Annotated in this window: 21 protein-coding genes and 1 pseudogene; 3 read left to right on the top strand and 19 right to left on the bottom strand. The window is 35.0% G+C overall.

Going from position 1 to position 19,803, the window contains the following annotated elements:
• The first annotated feature begins 226 nt into the window (after window positions 1-226).
• Entirely contained in the window at window positions 227-1,066 is an 840-nt protein-coding gene (locus tag NST63_RS21610) for a manganese catalase family protein (protein WP_212944115.1), read from the top strand.
• 311 nt (window positions 1,067-1,377) lie between these two features.
• Here the strand turns inward: NST63_RS21610 and NST63_RS21615 are convergent, their stop codons facing one another.
• The 8 genes from NST63_RS21615 to NST63_RS21650 form a co-directional block, all read right to left on the bottom strand.
• The gene (locus tag NST63_RS21615; RefSeq protein ID WP_341043716.1) at window positions 1,378-1,911 is read right to left on the bottom strand and encodes a GNAT family N-acetyltransferase; all 534 of its coding nucleotides are present in this window, start codon (window positions 1,909-1,911) and stop codon (window positions 1,378-1,380) included.
• A gap of 281 nt (window positions 1,912-2,192) precedes the next feature.
• Entirely contained in the window at window positions 2,193-2,867 is a 675-nt protein-coding gene (locus tag NST63_RS21620) for an N-acetylmuramoyl-L-alanine amidase family protein (RefSeq protein WP_212944113.1), read from the bottom strand.
• A 40-nt stretch (window positions 2,868-2,907) separates the two neighbouring features.
• Window positions 2,908-3,756: a polysaccharide deacetylase family protein gene (locus NST63_RS21625; RefSeq protein ID WP_341043718.1), complete on the bottom strand. Its 849-nt coding sequence runs from the start codon at window positions 3,754-3,756 to the stop codon at window positions 2,908-2,910.
• A 301-nt stretch (window positions 3,757-4,057) separates the two neighbouring features.
• Window positions 4,058-5,227 carry an acyltransferase family protein gene (locus NST63_RS21630; RefSeq protein WP_341043720.1) on the bottom strand — a complete coding sequence of 390 codons (1,170 nt, stop codon included), beginning with the start codon at window positions 5,225-5,227 and terminating at the stop codon, window positions 4,058-4,060.
• The gene (locus tag NST63_RS21635; RefSeq protein ID WP_341043721.1) at window positions 5,217-5,885 is read right to left on the bottom strand and encodes a GDSL-type esterase/lipase family protein; all 669 of its coding nucleotides are present in this window, start codon (window positions 5,883-5,885) and stop codon (window positions 5,217-5,219) included. The genes NST63_RS21630 and NST63_RS21635 overlap by 11 nt, the downstream gene beginning before the upstream one ends.
• A gap of 196 nt (window positions 5,886-6,081) precedes the next feature.
• A complete protein-coding gene (locus NST63_RS21640) occupies window positions 6,082-7,860 on the bottom strand; it encodes a sensor histidine kinase (RefSeq protein WP_341043722.1) in 1,779 nt (592 codons plus the stop codon).
• Window positions 7,857-8,543 carry a response regulator transcription factor gene (locus NST63_RS21645; RefSeq protein ID WP_341043723.1) on the bottom strand — a complete coding sequence of 229 codons (687 nt, stop codon included), beginning with the start codon at window positions 8,541-8,543 and terminating at the stop codon, window positions 7,857-7,859. The genes NST63_RS21640 and NST63_RS21645 overlap by 4 nt, the downstream gene beginning before the upstream one ends.
• A 305-nt stretch (window positions 8,544-8,848) precedes the next feature.
• Entirely contained in the window at window positions 8,849-9,844 is a 996-nt protein-coding gene (locus NST63_RS21650) for an NAD(P)-dependent alcohol dehydrogenase (protein ID WP_212944107.1), read from the bottom strand.
• 413 nt (window positions 9,845-10,257) lie between these two features.
• Here NST63_RS21650 and NST63_RS21655 point away from each other — a divergent pair, with 413 nt between their 5' ends.
• Window positions 10,258-10,626, top strand: coding sequence for a hypothetical protein (locus NST63_RS21655; protein ID WP_212944105.1), 369 nt, complete (start codon window positions 10,258-10,260; stop codon window positions 10,624-10,626).
• Window positions 10,627-10,988: 362 nt separating this feature from the next.
• Here the strand turns inward: NST63_RS21655 and NST63_RS21660 are convergent, their stop codons facing one another.
• Both NST63_RS21660 and NST63_RS21665 read right to left on the bottom strand, forming a co-directional pair.
• Complete coding sequence (locus tag NST63_RS21660; RefSeq protein ID WP_341043724.1) at window positions 10,989-11,705, bottom strand: dihydropteridine reductase; 717 nt, start codon at window positions 11,703-11,705, stop codon at window positions 10,989-10,991.
• A gap of 276 nt (window positions 11,706-11,981) precedes the next feature.
• A complete protein-coding gene (locus tag NST63_RS21665) occupies window positions 11,982-12,431 on the bottom strand; it encodes a DUF1569 domain-containing protein (protein WP_341043725.1) in 450 nt (149 codons plus the stop codon).
• Window positions 12,432-12,881: 450 nt separating this feature from the next.
• On the opposite strand from NST63_RS21665, the gene NST63_RS21670 reads away from it, so the two are divergent.
• Entirely contained in the window at window positions 12,882-13,928 is a 1,047-nt protein-coding gene (locus NST63_RS21670; RefSeq protein WP_212944099.1) for a YdcF family protein, read from the top strand.
• 652 nt (window positions 13,929-14,580) lie between these two features.
• Here the strand turns inward: NST63_RS21670 and NST63_RS21675 are convergent.
• The 9 genes and pseudogenes from NST63_RS21675 to NST63_RS21715 form a co-directional block, all read right to left on the bottom strand.
• On the bottom strand, window positions 14,581-15,165 hold the full coding sequence (locus tag NST63_RS21675; RefSeq protein WP_212944097.1) for a TetR/AcrR family transcriptional regulator: 585 nt from the start codon (window positions 15,163-15,165) through the stop codon (window positions 14,581-14,583).
• Window positions 15,166-15,199: 34 nt separating this feature from the next.
• Entirely contained in the window at window positions 15,200-15,514 is a 315-nt protein-coding gene (locus tag NST63_RS21680) for a DMT family transporter (protein ID WP_212944095.1), read from the bottom strand.
• 3 nt (window positions 15,515-15,517) lie between these two features.
• A complete protein-coding gene (locus NST63_RS21685; RefSeq protein ID WP_212944093.1) occupies window positions 15,518-15,859 on the bottom strand; it encodes a DMT family transporter in 342 nt (113 codons plus the stop codon).
• 300 nt (window positions 15,860-16,159) lie between these two features.
• Window positions 16,160-16,315 (bottom strand): hypothetical protein, encoded by a 156-nt coding sequence (locus tag NST63_RS21690; protein ID WP_341043726.1) that lies wholly within the window; start codon window positions 16,313-16,315, stop codon window positions 16,160-16,162.
• A gap of 128 nt (window positions 16,316-16,443) precedes the next feature.
• Window positions 16,444-16,578: a hypothetical protein gene (locus NST63_RS21695; protein WP_276513984.1), complete on the bottom strand. Its 135-nt coding sequence runs from the start codon at window positions 16,576-16,578 to the stop codon at window positions 16,444-16,446.
• Between the two features lie 169 nt (window positions 16,579-16,747).
• Window positions 16,748-17,074 (bottom strand): annotated as a pseudogene (locus NST63_RS21700) (MFS transporter); the annotation flags it as partial.
• The gene (locus NST63_RS21705) at window positions 17,056-17,475 is read right to left on the bottom strand and encodes a VOC family protein (protein WP_341043727.1); all 420 of its coding nucleotides are present in this window, start codon (window positions 17,473-17,475) and stop codon (window positions 17,056-17,058) included. The gene NST63_RS21705 and the pseudogene NST63_RS21700, both read right to left, overlap by 19 nt.
• 339 nt (window positions 17,476-17,814) lie before the next feature.
• Entirely contained in the window at window positions 17,815-18,762 is a 948-nt protein-coding gene (locus NST63_RS21710; RefSeq protein ID WP_341043728.1) for a helix-turn-helix transcriptional regulator, read from the bottom strand.
• Between the two features lie 230 nt (window positions 18,763-18,992).
• Window positions 18,993-19,349 (bottom strand): YunG family protein, encoded by a 357-nt coding sequence (locus tag NST63_RS21715; protein ID WP_212944089.1) that lies wholly within the window; start codon window positions 19,347-19,349, stop codon window positions 18,993-18,995.
• Window positions 19,350-19,803: the final 454 nt, after the last annotated feature.

Here is a 19,803-nt window from a genome sequence, read left to right on the forward strand (position 1 = left end):
CCGTTCAAATTAATTATGTTAAGTATAACGGGCTTTTCCCATAGAAAAAACCCCGAATAGGGCACTTTTTTTTAAGTGTCTACTATTCGGGGTTCAGTTCATCCACAATCCATAAAGACGCTTTTTTACTAGTAAGAATAATTAAGTTTCCATTCTACCTCTGTACAAGCATCATGTTACTTATTATTATTCTAAAAAAGCTTCTTAATTTTAAAGGAGGATATACATGTTTCGTCATCAGAAGGAATTGCAATTTGAAGTAAAAGTAAAGCGTCCCGATCCGCAGCTTGCGAAGCATATTCAGGAATTACTAGGCGGCCAATTCGGTGAAATGTCCGTTATGATGCAGTATTTATTCCAAGGTTGGAACTGTCGCGGAAATGAAAAATACAAAGACATGTTGATGGATATCGGCACAGAAGAAATCGGTCACGTTGAAATGCTTTGTTCTTTAATTTGTCAATTGCTAGACGGTGCTTCACCCGAGCAGCAGGCAGAAGCTGCCAAAGATCCGACATTGGCTGCTATTATGGGTGGAATAAATCCTCAACACTTAATCGTTAGTGGACTTGGAGCAACTCCTAAGGATTCCCAAGGTGTTCCATGGAATGCAGGCTATATCGTAGCTAGTGGCAACTTGCTTGCTGATATGCGTGCAAACCTAAATGCAGAAAGTCAAGGACGTCTTCAGGTTGCTCGAATCTACCATATGACAAAAGACGAAGGCGTTCGTGCAACATTTCGAAAAATGCTTGCCCGTGACCGCTATCATCAATATCAATGGATGGCTGCCATCAGTGAACTCGAAGAGAAAAACGGAGTAGTCGTACCAGCATCCTTCCCACCAGAAGCTGAAAAGGAATCCCAGCCGCATGCGTTAGAATTCTGGGACCTTTCACAAGGCGAAGAATCATCTACAGGTCTATGGGCTACCGGAAGTGCTCCGGACGGTACTGGAGATTTCGTTTATCTATCTGACCCAGCACCACAAGGTAACATTCCAGACCCTATAGTCCCAGCACCAGAACTACATCATGACCTTGATGGCCAAGCTACAAATAAATAATCTATATATTTACAAAACAGCGCTGTTTTCATTTTGGAGACGCGCTGTTTTGATGTTAAAAATATACTATTTTAATCTTGTAAACATAAATTCATAATACAAAAGTTGAAAAGAATTTTTTTCCTAAATAAGGCCTTACTAAGGGATAATTGTTCTTCTTCATAGAAGAAAACCGCTTCTTTAGTCTTTAAGTAATTTCAACAAATAAGGGCGTAAATTCTTCTTCAATTTGTGCCCTCGTTTGCTAGTGATCAGCTCAAAAGTAGATTTTAGCAATGTTCTCTAAGACGACAAATGCAAAAAGCTACAAATTAGTTTTTTCTCCAAACGGAATATCCGACCTTTTCAAATGCATTCCTCATTGGTAAGTTGTTAATATCTGTATCAGAAAATATTCTCCATATCCCAATAGATTTTAAAGTTTCAGTTGTTTCTTGTAGAATGTCAATTATATATCCTTGACCTCTATGTTCAGGCAATACTCCAATGTAGTGGATTGTCCCTTCCACTAATCCATCTCTTTCACTACCTTTATAGACTACAGGCTGAGTAATTCCAACCACGGTATCTTCCAAATATGCGATCTTCCACCAATCTTTCTTATATACAAAATGCTGCTCATCCACCGACCAATATTCATCTACTAATTCTTCAATTGTTGCTTGGTTATCTAGTAATCTTTGGTCCATAGAATCTAAAGATCCGACTATAATCTTTCCAATACATTCTTTAAATTTCCCCTCTAAATCTTTAGTTACCTTCTTATACTGTAATCTGCTTGTTGTATGCTTTATAGGTTCTTGTCCCTTCAGAACATATGGGATTTTTTTATATTCTCTTTTCATTTAACCTTCCTTTACTAATAATAGTGATTTAGCTTGGCCCATATAGTAATTCTTCTCTACTCCCTCGAAAAAAACCTCTATCAATGTGACCGTTTATCCAAATAAAACTCCTCGTTACTTTAAGTACATCGCATCTTTGATTTTTAACTTCCTCAGAACAGAATATTTGATCATACAGCCTCTACTCATGTTTCCCTTCTTCCGGCACCGATCCAACACAAGCAGTGCAAAAACACTCCATTTATGTTAGTTTCATAGTAATAGATTTATCGCGAATATTCCTATTTTGCGTATATGTATTCTTTAATCCCCGCTACAATCGCAGTGGCAATATTATTTTGAAAATCATCATTCCACATTTTTGATTCTTCCTGAGGATTCGTCAGATAGCCTACTTCTATCAGAGCAGCCGGCATTTTAGTATCCCTTACAACAAAAAGATCTTCCTTCTTTACCCCTCTATCCCTAAATCCGCTTACTTCTACCACATGTTTCTGTAATATCTCAGCTAAAAGACGGGAATTCTTGTGATAATAAAACGTTTCCGTCCCTGAAACATCGGGATTGGAAAAAGTGTTTCCGTGAATAGATATATATAAATCTGCATTCAATTTATTGGCATATTGGGGTCTGTACCGGCTTTCTTGCGATATAAAACGATCATCCGACCTTGTCATAAAAGCTTTTATTTGGGGTTCCTGTTCCAATAGTTTTTCCACCCTTTTCGACACACTTAAAGTAAAATTCTTTTCATTCTGTCCACTGGCTCCTGTTGCCCCGACATCTGTACCGCCATGTCCTGGATCAATGACAACCTTATATATTGTGTCACTGTTTTTACCGCTCTTGCTCTGATGATTTCCGCTATTGTCTTTGTCGCTGGAATTGCTTGTGCAAGCAGATAATATAATGATTGAAAATAAGAGAAAAGTAATACTCAACATTTTTTTCTTCATGTTTCTGCCTTCTTTCTATTTTTCTATTGTTTTGGAGTGTTTATTGTTCATCAAGTCGATGGCAACGGTCATAGCATTTGAATTGTACCGGTTCTATAGAATCATCAAGTTTCTTCATTTGTAACCCTTGTTTTGTTAAATAGCCCAATAACTTCGGTAAATATTTCGCAGTATTGGATTTATCATGCAACAACACAACCGGTTGGGCAGCATCATTTCCTTCGAATTGTTGGATTTGATCAATAACAGTTTCCACATACTTCCCATTTTTTAGGTCCCAGTCACGGCTGTCCATGTTCCAATCCCATATTTGATAGCCTTGTGCATTCAAAGCTTTTCTGAACGGTTTGACTAGATAAGGTACACTTCCGTATGGAGAACGAATAAGTACAGAATGGATTCCAGTAATACTTTCGAGTACTTTTTGCGCTTCATTCATTTCACCAAGAACCGTTTGTTTGGAATGATAAAACTGGTTAACATCATGTGTTACACCATGTAAGCCTACGCTATGCCCCTCTTCAACTATCCGTTTTACAACATCAGGACGCTCCTGCATATGAGGAGAAAGCATAAAAAAAGTTGCTTTAGCCTGATGTTCTTGTAAGGTTTTAAGGATGTCATCCGTTGCGGAAGATGGACCGTCATCAAAAGTTAAGTAAATGACTTTCCCGTTAGCTTTTTTTGAATTGGTTGATGAAGTTTTTAATGTCCCTGTTTTCCTATTAAAATTTTTCACATCTTTTTCTATCTCTCTCTTTAGAGGAGGAGAATTAAAACTTCTAATAAGAAAGAATAATAGGAAAATAGTCAATAATAGTAGTCCCAAACTTATGATTTTTTTCCTTTTTATCGTATGATTTCTCTGATTTTCCCGCTGCTGTCCCAAAGTCGATCTTCCTCCTCTTTCTATATGAATCTTAGTACCGTTTAAAGAATATTAGATGGAGGTAAAGAGCAGGTGAAGTTCATATCGTTATCATTTAAAGAATAATAAAATGTGGATAGTGCTCTAAAATATAAGTTTTTCTAAAAAACGGCAAAAATCCGTCAGTCCTTTCCCCGTGGTATAACGGAACTAGACTAACGGATTTCAAACAAATAACAGACTTCAATTTGATATTAATTGGTCAATTGTAAAGTTCAAGGGTTCATTAACGGTTCTCGAAAAGATGACTGGGCACTGTATTTTATTTTTTCATAGTAGAACCTGCTGTACTATTGGAACGACAAATCTTCCTCCACATACTTCTATCCGTCCCGTAACGGATTGGTTGCTCGATAAACCGCCAAGATATCGAAGCAATCAAAAGAATCATTACAATTTGTATGAAAGTGCGAACGATGGAGTTTCCCCCTTCTGATAGAGGGAAGAATAAAACTAAGATAGGATAATGCCATAAATAAATTCCATATGAACGAACACCGAACCAGCGCAGCAACTTGCATCCCAAAACACGGCTGATCCATGTTGATGGATGAATCGCTGCGAGTATTACTGAAGCCGTAGCAATAGACTGTAATACCATTCCGCCACGGTATAGGAAAGCTTCATACTGATTGGTCTGCCAAATCATCCAAAATAGAATGGCAAGACCAGTTGCGCCAATTATATCTAATGAAATACGCAAGGCTTTGTTATCAGTATTCTTCTCCGCAAACATTTGATTAGGTAAACAAAATGCAAGTATCGCTCCAATTAGCAGGGCAAACATACGAGTATCTGTTCCAAAATAAATCCTGCTTGTATCCATTAGCCCTGGCTGATAGAGGAATGCCATTCCAAGAGTAGAAGCTAATGTACAGATAAGTATAAACCCAATAAGTAGCTTGCGTTTATGTATGAAACGGAGTCCCAGTAAGAGCAAAAATGGCCAGACAAGATAAAACTGCTCCTCGACAGCCAAAGACCAGAAATGTAATAAAGGAGAGGGATCTCCAAAATTGGAAAAATAGCCAACATCATTAAAAATGAACCACCAATTAGTTACATAAAAAAGCGAAGCTAGCCAATCACCCCAGAGATTAGCTAATTCGGAAAAGTTAAACACTGTTATCCATATAGCCACCACTAACAATACAAGAAGCTGTCCTGGTAACAAGCGTTTGGCACGTCTGACCCAAAAATTACGCAAATTAATCTGTCCGGTATTCTCCCATTGCATTAGCAGCAGATCTGTAATGAGATAACCAGATAGGACAAAAAATACGCCTACACCTAAAAAACCTCCAGAAGCCCATCCAAAACCTAGATGGTAGGCGATCACTGCAAAAACTGCGAACGCTCTTATCCCATCTAACCCTGGCATATAACGGCTTTTCTTGATTTTATCTGTAGCTACTTCCCTTTTATAATCCATCACGCACTTCTCCATTGTTTTTAGAAGAGTGGAAATAATTTTCAATATGATCTAGTAAAAGAGGATAAAAACTTGCCGTAAAATGTATCCCATCCTTATCATAGAGATTTTGGTGTTTTTCAAATATAGGGGACAAAGCGATGTAATCGATCTTTTCCGTTGCTGCCATCTTCTCGAGTGCCTTATTATAATCCGGAATATTTTTATAGCGTGGTTCCACCTTCATTGCTTCTTTTGTCACAAGGGGAACCGATAAAACATATACCTTTACATTCGGCAGCTTTCCCTTTATTTCTTCTATTAATTTTGTGTAGTTCATTAATGATTCCTCAACAGGATTGTCTACTGGCCACAACAAGTCATCTGACCCCAACAAGATAAATACATTTTCAGGCTTTTTACTTGCTATATTATCAACTTCTTTTAGGGAGAATAAAGCAGTGGCACCTGCATTACTAATCACATTGGAATCCTCTAACTCATCTGCTAATCCGGTTAATAACGAATCACCTAAAAATACACTTTTACTATAAACCGACTTATATCGATCTTGCGAATCAACTGGAACTATTTGTTTTTTATTCTGCTCGTTTCCGCAGGCTACCGCGAATATTATGAGCATTGCAATTAGCGCACTCAAAAATATTTTTTTTGTCATATCAATATACCTCCAGGTTTTCTTTTACTGTAGACAGAATAATAGAGAGGGATAAAGATTAGGTAAAGATGATATTGATATCATTTAAAGAAATAAAATAATGCTGTGAATTACTGAGCATGCCAAACAAAAAAAGCCATCTGCTCAATGTAAGGACCATTGGACAGACAGCTAAAATACAGTATGAATAAAATATCTACACTTTTTTGTTTAAGTAAAAATAAAACAGTACTCCATCTTCAGTATTTTTTGCCCCATATTCCGAATCATGTAGCTCTAAAATATTCTTTGAAATAGCAAGCCCCAATCCAGTTCCGCCTTTCGAACGTTGACGAGATGTATCTCCACGATAAAATCGATCCCATATTTTCTCTAGATGTTCTTCGGAGATATGTGCCCCTTTATTTTCCACACATACTTTTACGCGCTCATTTTCTTCTATCGCGGAAATCATCATACTTTGATGTTCTGGTGTGTAACGAATTGCATTGGTAATAAAATTCGTGATAACTTGTTCGATTCGATGTTGATTGGCAACAACCTGAATTTTAGATAGTTGTTTATAAACCTGTATTTGCTTATTCGTTATATCTATAGCTAATTGCTCACATATATACTCAATAACTTGGTCAATAAAAAAAACTTCCATTTTCATTTTGTACGTACCAGACTCAAATTTTGCTAATTCAAGCATATCAACTATGAGCATATCCATTTTATCCACTTCTTTAGTCATTGCCTTAAAATAATAATCTTTTTTATCTTTGGCAACACCATCTTCCAAGATTGAAATGCAGCTCTTCATAATACTCAAAGGCGTCTTTAATTCATGTGAAACACCTGAAATAAACTCTTTACGTGTATTTTCTAATTGTTTTTCTTTCTCTATATCTTCTTGCAACTGATTGATATACGAATGTAAAGTGTTAGAAAGTGTATTTATATTGTAGGATAATGTACCAATTTCATCTTTTGATGTAATAGGTATTGTCTCTGAAAAATCCAAGTTTGCCATCTTATATGTCGTATCATTAATTTTTAACAATGGTTTAGCGATCTTTTTCGAAAAATAAAATGATGCCAGAACAATAAGAAGTAGTACAAATATAATCAGGTATATATAATAACCTCCTAACATTTGTACAGCTTCATCCACTGGTTGTAATGATGTCATAGCAAAAATATACGTTGTCTCGCCATTCATATCTTTTATGGGACTAATAAATATTTTGTAATGAATATTATTTTCCTCATAGTCCATTATTTCAGCTTTGCTATAACGATTTTCATTGAATATGAGATTTACTTGAAATTGTTTTATTCTATCTATTAACACACGATTTGTATAAATGTTTGAACCTATGGTTCCTTCGGGTATTTGTAATTTGTTAATGACCCCCTTTAAAAATATCTGCGAGCTGCCTTTAGGATCTTTTGCATCCCTTTTGCCATATAATTTTTCAGATAGTTGCACATTTTCTAATACAACATTATTATTTTCTACCGTTAAAATTGAAGGAATGACGGTATCGTTTTTTTGCACTCCATCAATCAAAATGCTATTACCCTGTTCTAAATCATATCTTACCCTTTGCAAATCTTCTAATCCAATGAAGCTGTATAGTGGGATGTTCATTACACGATTAGAAAAATTCTTATCTAGAGGAGGATCTAAATGAATATCTACAGAAAAATCATTAGCGTATCTAATATTTCCTACACTATCTAGCGTTGTAATCCACGTCGTATTTTCTTGGTAAAAATCCTGCTGAAGTTTTTGTATTGCTGGTACATCTTCTCCTGCCTTTAAATAATCTTTCGTAAAAGATTGAATACCAGTTTCAATTTTATTAACCTTTTGGTTTGCATAATATTGTTTAAAAAATATTGTTTGCCCAATAAAAATAGTCACCAAAATAAGCATGCATAATGTTGTTGTTAGCATAAATAATTTTGATACAATCCCTATTTTCATACTTTGCCCTCAAATTTATAACCGGCTCGAATAACAGTTACAATACAATTTGCTTTTTCACCTAATTTATAACGTAAATTTCGGATATGACTATTGACCGTACGATCATCACCAGCAAATTCATAACCCCAAATTTTAGTAATAAGCTGATCTCTTGAAATAACAATCCCTTGATTTTGCATTAAATATGTTAATAATTCAAATTCCGTGTGTGTCAAACTTATATTTTCTCCATTTACTTGCACTGTACGTGACGGGAAATGGACGTGGATACCGCTATTAATTATAGTATCTTCATTACAAGACTTACCTGCAGAAGCATATCGACTATTAATTAATCGTTTTACTCGTGCCAATAAAATTGGCGGACTGTACGGCTTTGTAACATAATCATCAGCACCTAATTCAAAACCAAGTAAGGTATCATCTTCATCCACTCGGGCAGTCAACATAATGATAGGCACATCGGATGATTTGCGAATCCGTCGACAAACAGACCATCCATCTAACTCCGGTAACATAATATCCAGGATAATTAAATGTACATCATGTTCTTCAAATATAGCTAAGGCTTCATTTCCATTTGCTGATTCTAATACTTCAAATCCTTCATGCAATAAATAATCTTTAACTATTTCACGTAAGATGTCTTCATCTTCTACAATTAATATCGTTCTTTGCATTTCTCTCCCTCACAATGTCTAAAAGGTTAATACCAATGCAAGAATATCATAACGATGTAAAGATGAGATAAAGAAGTTAACTTTATACAACTCATGATAAACCCTCTTTGAGAATTGTTAGCAATTTTATTATTTAAAAAAAATGATAATTTAAGATAATGTCCATTAATGGAACAAAAAAAGATCGCCGCTGCGACCTTATTTTCTTTACCTTTTGCTCCCTGAATTTAAATACAATATTTACAATCACTTACACTATACAAACCATGTTGGTTTTAGTTAACACTGGATTAACGCTTTATTGTTTAATTATTATTCTTAATAGTTTCTTCATCTTCCACACTGATAACTACCTTCCCCTTGGTGTGTCCTTCACCAAGATACCGAATAGCTTCTTTTGTTTGATTTAACTTGTATCGTTTATCAATAACAGGTACCAGTTTACCAGCAACAAAAAGTTCTTTTAAAATATTTTGATCATTCTTATTTGGTCTATGTACAAGGATCACCATATTCTTATTTTCAGTTTTTGAAAACAAAGGTCCCAAGCACAATAATTGTAAGATTAGAGACAAAGATCCTCCAACCATAACATATGTACCATTAGGATTTAATACACGTTTGTAATCGAAGATTGATCGAATTCCTACAACATCGAGAATTAGATCATATAACTGGTCCTTTTGGGTGAAATCTTCTCTAGTGTAATCAATTACATGATCTGCCCCCATTGCCATCAACATATCCAACTTGACGGGGCTGTCCACACAAGTTACTTTTGCACCATGTAATTTAGCAATTTGCAACGCAAAAGTTCCCACACCTCCACCTGCACCATTAATTAAAACTGTTTGCCCTTCCTTAATCTGGCCTTTATTGCATAGTCCCTGCAAGGCGAGAACAGCAGCTTGTGGAATGGCCGCCGCTTGATCAAATGTCATACTAGCTGGTTTTATGGACAATGCATCTTCATGTACACACACATACTCTGCAAATCCCCCCCAACCACACCAGGAAATGTCACCAAATACCGCATCACCTGGAACAAGTTTTTTTACATTACTCCCAATCGCCTCCACTCTACCTGATATATCCGCTCCGAGTATCTTGTATTTTGGTTTAAAAAGTCCTCCCATCCGAGCCAAGAATGGCTTACCTCTTAGGAGATCCCAGTCCCAAGAATTGACGGAAACTGCATGGACTTTTACCAGTACTTCATTATCCTGAGGATAAGGTATTTCTAGTTCTTTGAGTTTAAGTACATCTGCCGTTCCATATTTTTCATATATTATCGCCTTCATCTAAAAAGCTCCTTTTAAAATTTCATTCGGGTAACAGCACCTATTTTTTAAAGCTTTAACTGAGTTTATGAACAAGAAGTTTAAAATATATGTCTTTATTAAAGATAAATTCTAGTTTAGTTTGTTAATTCCTTCTTACACTAAAACAGCCTTTTTGTTTTTTAGTAACTTCAAAAAAAAAAGCATTAATCATTCTTCAATTATGCCCCCGTTAGCCATCCATGAATTAAGATTCACCACGGGGAATGAAAGATAATTACGTTCTTTCATGGTAGTTTAAGTAAAATATTTCATATGGTACCATTATAATTAAACTTAGAGTCTAGTCAGATTAGAAATCTAGGATTGTCGAAATGAGTCGTTTTATGTATTATGGTACCAATAGTTATTTTTGACGCTTTGGGGGAAAAACAATGGGAAAACTATATTCCTTTAAATTGGATGAGGAGAAGGGCATTTTTTTTGTAAAAGTGGGCGGCTTTTTTAAAGAGGAAGATGCAAAAATATATTTAAGCGAGTTTCAAACCATCGTAAATACTATTAACCCTTCGAGGTATAAATTAATTATAGATGCAAGTGGACAAGAAGAAGTGGCAGGTCAAGTGGTGGATGATATCATATTCGTTTTAAAATTATATTCGATGGCTAATTTTAAAAAAATATTAGTTATTATTCCTTCCTCTCCTAGTTCAAGAATGCAGGTTATAAATTGTGTAAGAGAAATTATCTTTCCTGGAATATTTGTAGATTCCATTGAAGAGGCTTATAGCATCCAAGATTAATAATATTTTCAAAGTCAACTGTTAACCTGTAACAGGTTCAGTTAAGAGGGGAAAACCTGGTTTGACCCTCAAAATAACAAGTCATTAGTTCTACAAAGTTTATACTGCTTTAATTTATACGTTAATATCAATGATAGTCTTAATTTTTTACTACAGGAATTATTTCCTTTCATTTCTCTATCAAATCCTGGGATACAAATTTAAGATTCCAGGATTGTTTTTGTTATACTTCATTATTAAAACTTTTTTATCAAATGAGTAGCTCCATTTTTACAATAAAAAAACGATCCTTCGTTATTGAAGAATCGCACTCTTGTATGGAACATCTATTTAGTTTTAACTCCGAAAATATTTTGTCACTCTTAAATTGACATATCAAATGATAAAAACTTAGGCAGTTCATTTTCACGCTTATCAAGCATAATCTGTTCTGGCTTAATACCCTGCTCACGCAGTACTTCAATGTTCTGCTCAAGGAACTCGTCGCTGCCAACAACATAGAAAATAGCATCCTTGTCTGCAGCAAGATTTTTCACTTCTTCATAGTAGTCTTTACGGTTATTGACGAACTGTGCCGTAAATTTCTTGTCAGGTTCAGATTTAAAAATATTAGTGAATAAGAAATCCTTTGTTGAATCAATATTCAGAGAATGAATTTTATTGACATTGTCTGCACGTTCGAAATATTCAAGTACAAGTGGTCTGAAAGTTGCAAGACCGACACCTGATGACAGCAGGTAAACATTTTTGTCTTCTCTTTTAAGCGGTACATTCGAATGAGTTTTAAATATCGCCACTTCATTGCCGACTTCAAGATTTTTTAAAATCGATTTAAACTCAGAGCACTGCTCTCTAATGCGTGTTGTGATACCAATTGCATTTTCGTGCGGTAAAGTAGAGATTGACATATGGCGAATTAGGCTGCGGTTTGGTTTATCTCCAGCATTGAAACCTTCCAATGCGAAGTGTGTGTGGGAGCCTTCTTCCCATGTAAAGTCTTCCGGACAGTCGAGCAAGTACGTTTTAACCTCAGGCGTTTCCTCAATAATCTTATTTATTTTAGTCCAGTATATTTGCAATGTATATTCTCCTCACTCAATTACATGTATTGTTATTACCTAATATATCACAAATGATAACGGTTCTCAATTAATTTGATTGATTATTTCAGATAATTTATGTGATTTAAATTTACCTTTAATTCATACAGTATTTTTCTAGATAATGGTTCTATTACTGAACTAAGAAAAAGCTGGACTCTTCCGTTAACCTGTCCCTTTACTTCAATAAGAAAAGAAAAGGCATTTCGTTACTTGTCTCTTTGGTCAACTTTTATTTATAATTCTAAAAACTAACTAAACTCCAAACTGTTTTAAATGATGGTCAAGATGCTTGTATATACCTTTTCCCCATTGCTCGGAAGTAAGTTTACCGAAAAAGGGATGTGGATGAGTCGTACACTTTTCTGGACCATCATTTTGGAAAATTATAATTTTTTGTTTCAGTTTTTCCTTCTCTGTTTCAAATTCTTTTTCATCTACAATCAAAATGGTCGGAATGGTGGACATATTTTTCGCTAAAGTCCGGTCGTTATAAAACATTGGTTTTACAAAGTTTCCTATTAATATTCCTAACCAACCTCTTGGTGGAAAAGAATGTCCCATTGCAATGTCTTGAAAGGATGAACAATGTGCTAGCATTTGGGCAACATCCATTTTACCCCATTGGGGTTTTGAATTTGGGTTTAATTTGTCAATACGCTTTAAAATTTCCTTTGAATGCAATTGATTAAAAATATTTTTCATTTGTGCATCTCCCTTTACCAATCTAGCTCTATATCACCACAAAAAAATCCTTCGATTCTGTTCTGCTTCTTTAGAAAGCAATTCTCTCCAAAATATCAAAACAATAATAACATAACAATTAGATTTTTTCAGAAGATTCCATTTTATTTAACGACTTGATTGTTAAACAAAACTAATGTCGATTATTCAACTGAATTACCCTTTTCGTTCAAAAAGAGTTGTTGATCTTCATTGGACCTTCAACTCTTGCTCCGATTGTTCAGTAAGAAAGAGGTCATTGATGTTATCATTTAAATTTGAATAGAATTGTTAAGGATGCTATGGAGAGGGTAAGCCTAAAGTTTTTTTGATGGTAAACAAATAAATAGGCAAAAATAAAAAAGCTTTATAAACTAATTCAACTATCATTTATAATAAACTGTACAATCTTATAAAAAATCGAGGTATAAAATGGTTATTATTGGAACTATTACTCTTATTTTATTTATTATATTCCTAGCATTTTATTTAACAGATCCTAGAAGAATGATAAATGGCTTTTTATTTAACCTGTTTATTTGTTCATTTCTTATTTTTTGTGGTTATGTAGGATTCAGCTCAGAGATTATGATTTTTAAGTTAATCGCTCTTATCCCGACTGTTTTATTTCTACTTTTTATCTCAGCATTCGGATTATTTGCACTAGGTGTAGGGTTATTTTTAAATGGTCGAATCCTGATGAAAAAAGAAAGTAGGCGATTCTCTAACAGTTTAACCCTCATTTTAGGGATCTTTCTCTTAGTATTGTTCTTATTTAGAATCATGAATACTGAACGTTTTTTTTCTACTGAATTTCACCCTTTATACACTGGGGCTACTTTAATAATCGTTTATTTCTTTTTACACTTAACCAATTTTTTAACTGCTTATTTTTTGTATCAATTTAACAAGCCAAAATTGAACCAAGACTTTATCATCGTACTTGGCAGTGGTTTAATTAACGATAAGGTGCCTCCGCTCTTGGCCAGTCGAATTAATAAGGCCATTGATTTTTATTGGAAACAAGCGGCTGCCACTTTCCCGCCAATCATACTTTTCTCAGGCGGACAAGGGCAGGATGAAAACCTTCCTGAAGCGGAAGCCATGCAAAAGTATGCTGTAGAGAAAGGAATTCCTTCTGAACATACATTGACAGAAACTCGTTCAGTTAATACGCTCCAGAATATGCTTTACTCAAAACAAATAATGGATTCAATAAAGGGAGACCAATATAACAGCATCTTCACTACAAACAATTTCCATCTATTCAGGGCCAGCTTATATGCAAAAATGGCAGGGCTAAAGAGCCAAGGAATTGGTTCAAAAACTGCATTCTACTACTGGCCAAATGCAATGATTCGAGAATATATCGCCATCATTGTGATGCAACGTAAACGTCATACCATTGTAGTGGGGACAATTTTAGGAGGTTCTATCCTTTTAACCCTTTTATCCCTTCTAATAGTTCTATTTAGTTGACCAATACAAAAAGCCATTCATTGATTGTGAATGGCTTTTCTAATATGAGTTAGTTAAGTTTAAAGACGCACCATTGATCAAATTTGAATATCTGAATAATACGCCCTCGGTTGTGACCAAATAATTGAACTGCTTTTAAAAGTATCTAGTATAAAGGTGAATGGCTTTAATGAATAATAGATGGTATCTGGTGATTGAAAAGCACAAGTATTCCTAGTTGATGGAAGTCAGTGTATACAATTAAACAATAATAAGGCAGACAAGCTGCATAAATATCAGCGCATTTCGTCTGTTATTGAGTCCTAATTCCTAAAACCAATAGCTTTTCAAACCTCGCAGCTGTTGTACATCGAATGGGTGAGATTATTCACATATATGATAAGATGCATCTTGTTCCAATGTTAATGAGCCAAATGGGAGCCAAATAATCAGTCAACATTCATTGTCTATGGTTTGTGCTTTATTATAACAGCGGTAACAATGATGATAGAAGCCTTAAAGTTGAGCTTATAAGTAAGAACAGGGGAAGGTAAATCCCTCTCCCTATTCTAAGTACCACCTTCACTTGACGGCTATCAAAGTTTATGCAAAAAATAAGAATCCATTTTGGAGGGAATCTTATTATACTCTGTCATACAGACTCAGAAGACATTTATTTCAATATACCTTTCCAGAACACTTTCCAAGTAGATTGTAACCTTCTTTCATATTCTTCATAAGAATGATTCATTAGATAGAACAACATTCCATCTAAAAGACAAATAAAAGATGTTGCAATTGTCTCTTTATCAATAAACTGACTATCGTCTGATTCAACATCTAAAATAGTATAAAGTAATTTTCTAATTTCATTTTCAACCCTACTGTTTTTTTGAAAGATCAGTTCTTTAAATCTTTCAGGTGGGAAAACGCCATACCTTTTAAGAAAAACCCCTCTGTCATTCATATAATAGTATTCATTTAATTCTCCTAACAAATTGTATAATTTATCTCTAATGGAAAGTGAACCTATATTAGATGCTTGATAATCAATAAATTTCACATAGTCATCTATAACAAATTCTACTATTTTTTCAAAGAGTTCATCTTTACTTGAAAAATAAGCATAAATGGAAGGCGTCTTAATGTTAACTCTAGACGCTATATCCTTAAGAGAAGTTTCTTCATACCCTTTTGAAGAAAACAAGCTTAAACCATGTTCTAGAATGTTTTGTTTAGTTTCTTCTCCCTTTTTCATTTCCTCACCTCAATTTAAAAATAAATACAAATTACTATGACACAAGCTTAAGGCCTACGATACTAATTATAATACCACCAACTAACACTAACTTTTTTATACTTTTAGGCTCATTAAAGATGAACATACCAAGTAACACACTTCCTGCTGCACCAATACCTGTCCACAGACCATAACCAATACTAATGGGAATTTCTTTTAATGATACTGAAAGAAAGAAAAAGCTCAATCCCATACACATGATCAAAAATATTGTAGGTTTAAGTTTCGTAAACCCTTCAGATAATTTAAGATTAATAATGCCTCCAACTTCAAACAACCCTGCCATTACTATAAAAAGCCAACCCATATTTTAATCACCACTTTTCGTTTCTGTTTCATTTGATACTAATTTTAAACCGATAATGCAGCTGATTAATACTAATACTAAAACAACTTTTATAACGTTCACTGGATCACCTAACAAAGTCATACCTACTATAGCTGTCCCAAATGCCCCTAGTCCTGTAAACACAGCATAAGCAGTTGATACAGGAAGTATCACTAATGTTTTAGCAAAACACCAAAAACTCAATATCAATAACACAAGTGTAGGGATTAAAGCAGTTATATTAGTAAATCCATTGGAATACTTTAATCCAAGTGCCCAGCCGACTTCAAATATTCCTCCAAGAATAAGATAAAACCAAGCCATTAGAATCGCTCCTTCTTCCTAATATATTTAGCGCCAAAAAATTAACTAATATTCGTTAGATTTTGTAACAAAAAATTGTGACTTTATCTCTTTGACTGCACTAAGGTCCCTCCTTCATCTAAATAGCTCAATGATAAATACAAAAATCTCTTTATTTAAAATCTACCTAACATTAGTTAGATTTTATAATCAGAAACATAAAAATACAACCCCTAAATATGACCCAACAACAAAACACCCAATTTCTGCATGAGTGTCTTAATTGAAATTAAAGTTTAATTTATTTAAATTCAAAAGTATTTACTGTAAAAATCCTGGCATAGCTATCTGCTTAGATTTTTCTTCATCCGGTAATTCTTTGTCACTCATATCTTGATAGCGTACAATTAGCCCTGCTAAATCAACCTTCAACGCACGCATCTTTATAAAATGATATTGCTTCCTCTGTTTGACCATTAAATTTCAAATACACGTTTACTTTAACCACCGAAGATTTCTCTTCTTTTTATTCCTTTTATTCTCGCATTTCAATTCCTGTATAACTTCTTCACGATCGCTCAAATATTCCATTATATGGATGATTATTAAAAAAGGCTAATGACGACTGTTTCACTATCCTGTCCTTTAGCACAATAATAATTTTCACCCAAAAAAGGCATTAATCCTGCTTGGATCAATGCCACCGTTAATGAAAGAAAAAGCAACACTTGCTCACTCAATTAATTAATTCCCTCTTTTTTTATATGAACATTTCAGTAACTGACTATTCCTCTTTCCACTAAATACAGGCAATATACTTACCTCGCCGTAATATTTGATGCGTTCTAGATTTTTCAAGAACTCCATATCCTCTTCAGTAATAATGATAGATATCCTTTTATTTTTCTCTTAGCTATCAAATTGAGGTTCAGAACGATACTTGTTGTTTCTTAACAAAATAAACACGATACTCAAAATGACAGATATTATTCCCACTAAGACAACATATCGTGTCCCCATTCCTGAGATAAATAATCCCCCAATAGATGTACCAATGGTAGTTCCAATATTACAAGCTGATAAAAACATCCCGTTAGAAAAATCAGGCGCTTCCGGAGCCGCGGAAGTAACTAAATATTGATTAATATTCGCTCCTATTCCAGCAATGATCCCCCAAATTAAAATAATGATTGCCGTTGCTATAGTAAACTGTCCTGTTAAAAATAGGATGATATAATTCTATTGCTGAACCGTTTGATTGCTTCCTCGGTCACTGGCTCGAAGAGGTTAACGAGGTTGCCGTCAGGATCACGGAACAACATAGAACGGTTTCCCCACGGCATCGTGGTCGGTTCCTTTACCCACTCGTCAATAAACGGTTTTAAACGTGCGTATTCAGCATCGACATTATGGACACGGAATTCGATGATGACAGTTTTATTGCTGGCTGCTATTGCGGAACCAGTACCAAACAGTGGCACCGTCTGCGAATGGCCGATTGCCAGGGTGCACGATGTCAAAACAAGTTCCGCAAAGACAGGCGCGGGGCGTTCTGCCGAAACCCCCAAGACTTTTTCATAGAACTTGACAAGACGATCCAAATCGTCAGTAATAATGCGTACAGAAGCAAAATTCACGAGATATCATCCTTCCTATAATAACTGATAAAATATCGTATCATTTCATTTTTGGCCAGAACCAGCGATGCTATCATAAATTGCAAAGGGTTACGAGGCCTGTTTTTTCCATTTTCAGTAGCCTAATTTGCGGGTTAACCAACTTTCGTTGGCTCTCTGTAAGGGCTCGATTGAATCTATAATTATTCCATTTTTGGTTTAACGACCATTTTCCATGTCTGGCTATTGTGCAATTGGTCTATAGTGATATGAATTATCCTTTGCAAAACATACTTCGCATCCCACTCCTTTATGTTTACTTACTCCGATTATAAAAAAAACACTACTGACAACAGTATGTCAGTAGTGTTTTAACATTTTTTTTGCTTCCTCACGAATCCGATATCGGAATGATTCAGGCTCCAATACAATCACTCCCGCTCCCCAGCCAAGCACCCATTGTAGCAATTCGTCTAGGTGACGAACGCGTAAGACCATATGCAATCCATCTTGATGCTCTTCCATATACTCTATATAATGATAGTTCGACTCCCTCACTTTATCCACGATGTCATGGTTAAATCGAAGGCGAACTCGCAAGTTCCTATCATCCGGAGGGGTATACTCCCTTAAGTTAAAATGCGCCGGCAGTTCGAATCGTTCTTCCAGATTGATAAGTTCCGTCATTCGGGACAAGCGGAAGTGGCGAATGTCTTGACGAAGATCACATCGAGCTACGAGCATCCACGATCCTTGAATAAGCACCAATCCATAGGGAGCAACGGTACGAATACTATGGTAATTCCCTTCGGAATCTGCAAGTCTTTTTGCATAATGAAAGTTTATCTTTCGCTCGTCTAATATCGCTCGACGGATCTTTTCTAGATATTTCTTTTCTTTTGAAGGCGTAACCTGTTTATCAGAAATGAGCAAACGCATGGCCTTGAGTACATGAGAAGTTTCATTGCGAACGCTCGACGGAAGAATGGCCTCGATTTTGCTACGAGCGTCTTGAGCTCTGGTACGATAATCATCATCAAATTGTTGTTCGATAAAGTCTGTTCCAATCAGTAGGCTCACGGCTTCAGGTACCGTAAAACTGATAGGAGGCAGGAAATAGCCTTCCATTAAGGAATATCCTGTACCAGGAGCTCCTATGATTGGGACGCCAGCTTCACTCAGCGCCTGAATATCGCGGTAGATGGTTCGCACGCTCGTTTCAAACAGGGTTGCCAAATCCTCGGCACGTACAACTTCTTTACGTTGCAACTCCAGCACGACGGCTAACAATCGGTCTGTTTTGTTCATTGGTTGCCCCCCTTGAATGTAATTACAAAATAATATACCACATCTTAATGGAGAAGATTATTTAGTGTCTCTGAAGTTGCTCGACATGGCTGTGTAAAGGAATCTATTAGGGAATCTCTACAAAATAAGGGTAAGGCTTCTGTTGGAGTTATTCTCACAACTGGGCCGAATGATAAACATAAGTTCAACATAATAGAGTATTAAATTTATATTGGATGCAACGCTTTTAGTTAAAGTTTTAGATTGATTAGAACGCTTTGTTTTAAATAGTTATATTGTTTATCATTGGTATCCAAATATGCTTCGTCTCTATTTGAAGGAATATCCATATACACTATGTCTTCTTCAAATTGAGTTGCTGTAAAGTCGTATAGGTGTCCATTAATAAAATTATAAAAATGCCATCCACTAGAAAGTCTAGTTTTCCTTATTTCCCCACCTAATATATCATTTACTACTAATGCAGTTACACCACATTGTCCATTTGCAGGGTTATCTTTACTCCATTTTGAACTTGATTCTAAAGACCAAGATTTAGCTAACGCTTTAATCAATTTTTCTATTTGCTTAGAGTGATTGTTTTCCATAAAAACCCCTCTTTTTGATTTTCTTATTTAGAATTTACCCTATTACTGTTTAAAATTAAAGTCTACTCTTCAACTAGCCCCTTTAGTCGTATAATAAAAAAGCCGTCAAAAATGACAGCCGAATTATTATGGAGTTACCTCCAATTCTCTTAAATAGAGAAACTCAGATTTCATAATAGTAAAAATGTTGTCTGTTACAGAATTGTCTTATTTATGGATACCTTTTCGGGACATACTCTGTGTCTATTTTTTTGCTTGGAATACTTTTTCATATAATAATACCAGCTTTGATTGTAGAGCTTAATAAAACTTTTTTTGACTTAAAAATCCTAAAAACATCCATTAGTACGATTAAACGTACTTAGTATGAAAAAATTAAGTACTTTTCTTATGTAAGAAACGTTGTAATACTGTACTTAGAAATGAAAACTCTACATAAGAAAGGATATTATAC

Source organism: Heyndrickxia sp. FSL W8-0496 (assembly GCF_038007825.1).
GTDB classification, from domain to species: Bacteria; Bacillota; Bacilli; order Bacillales; family Bacillaceae_C; genus Heyndrickxia; species Heyndrickxia oleronia.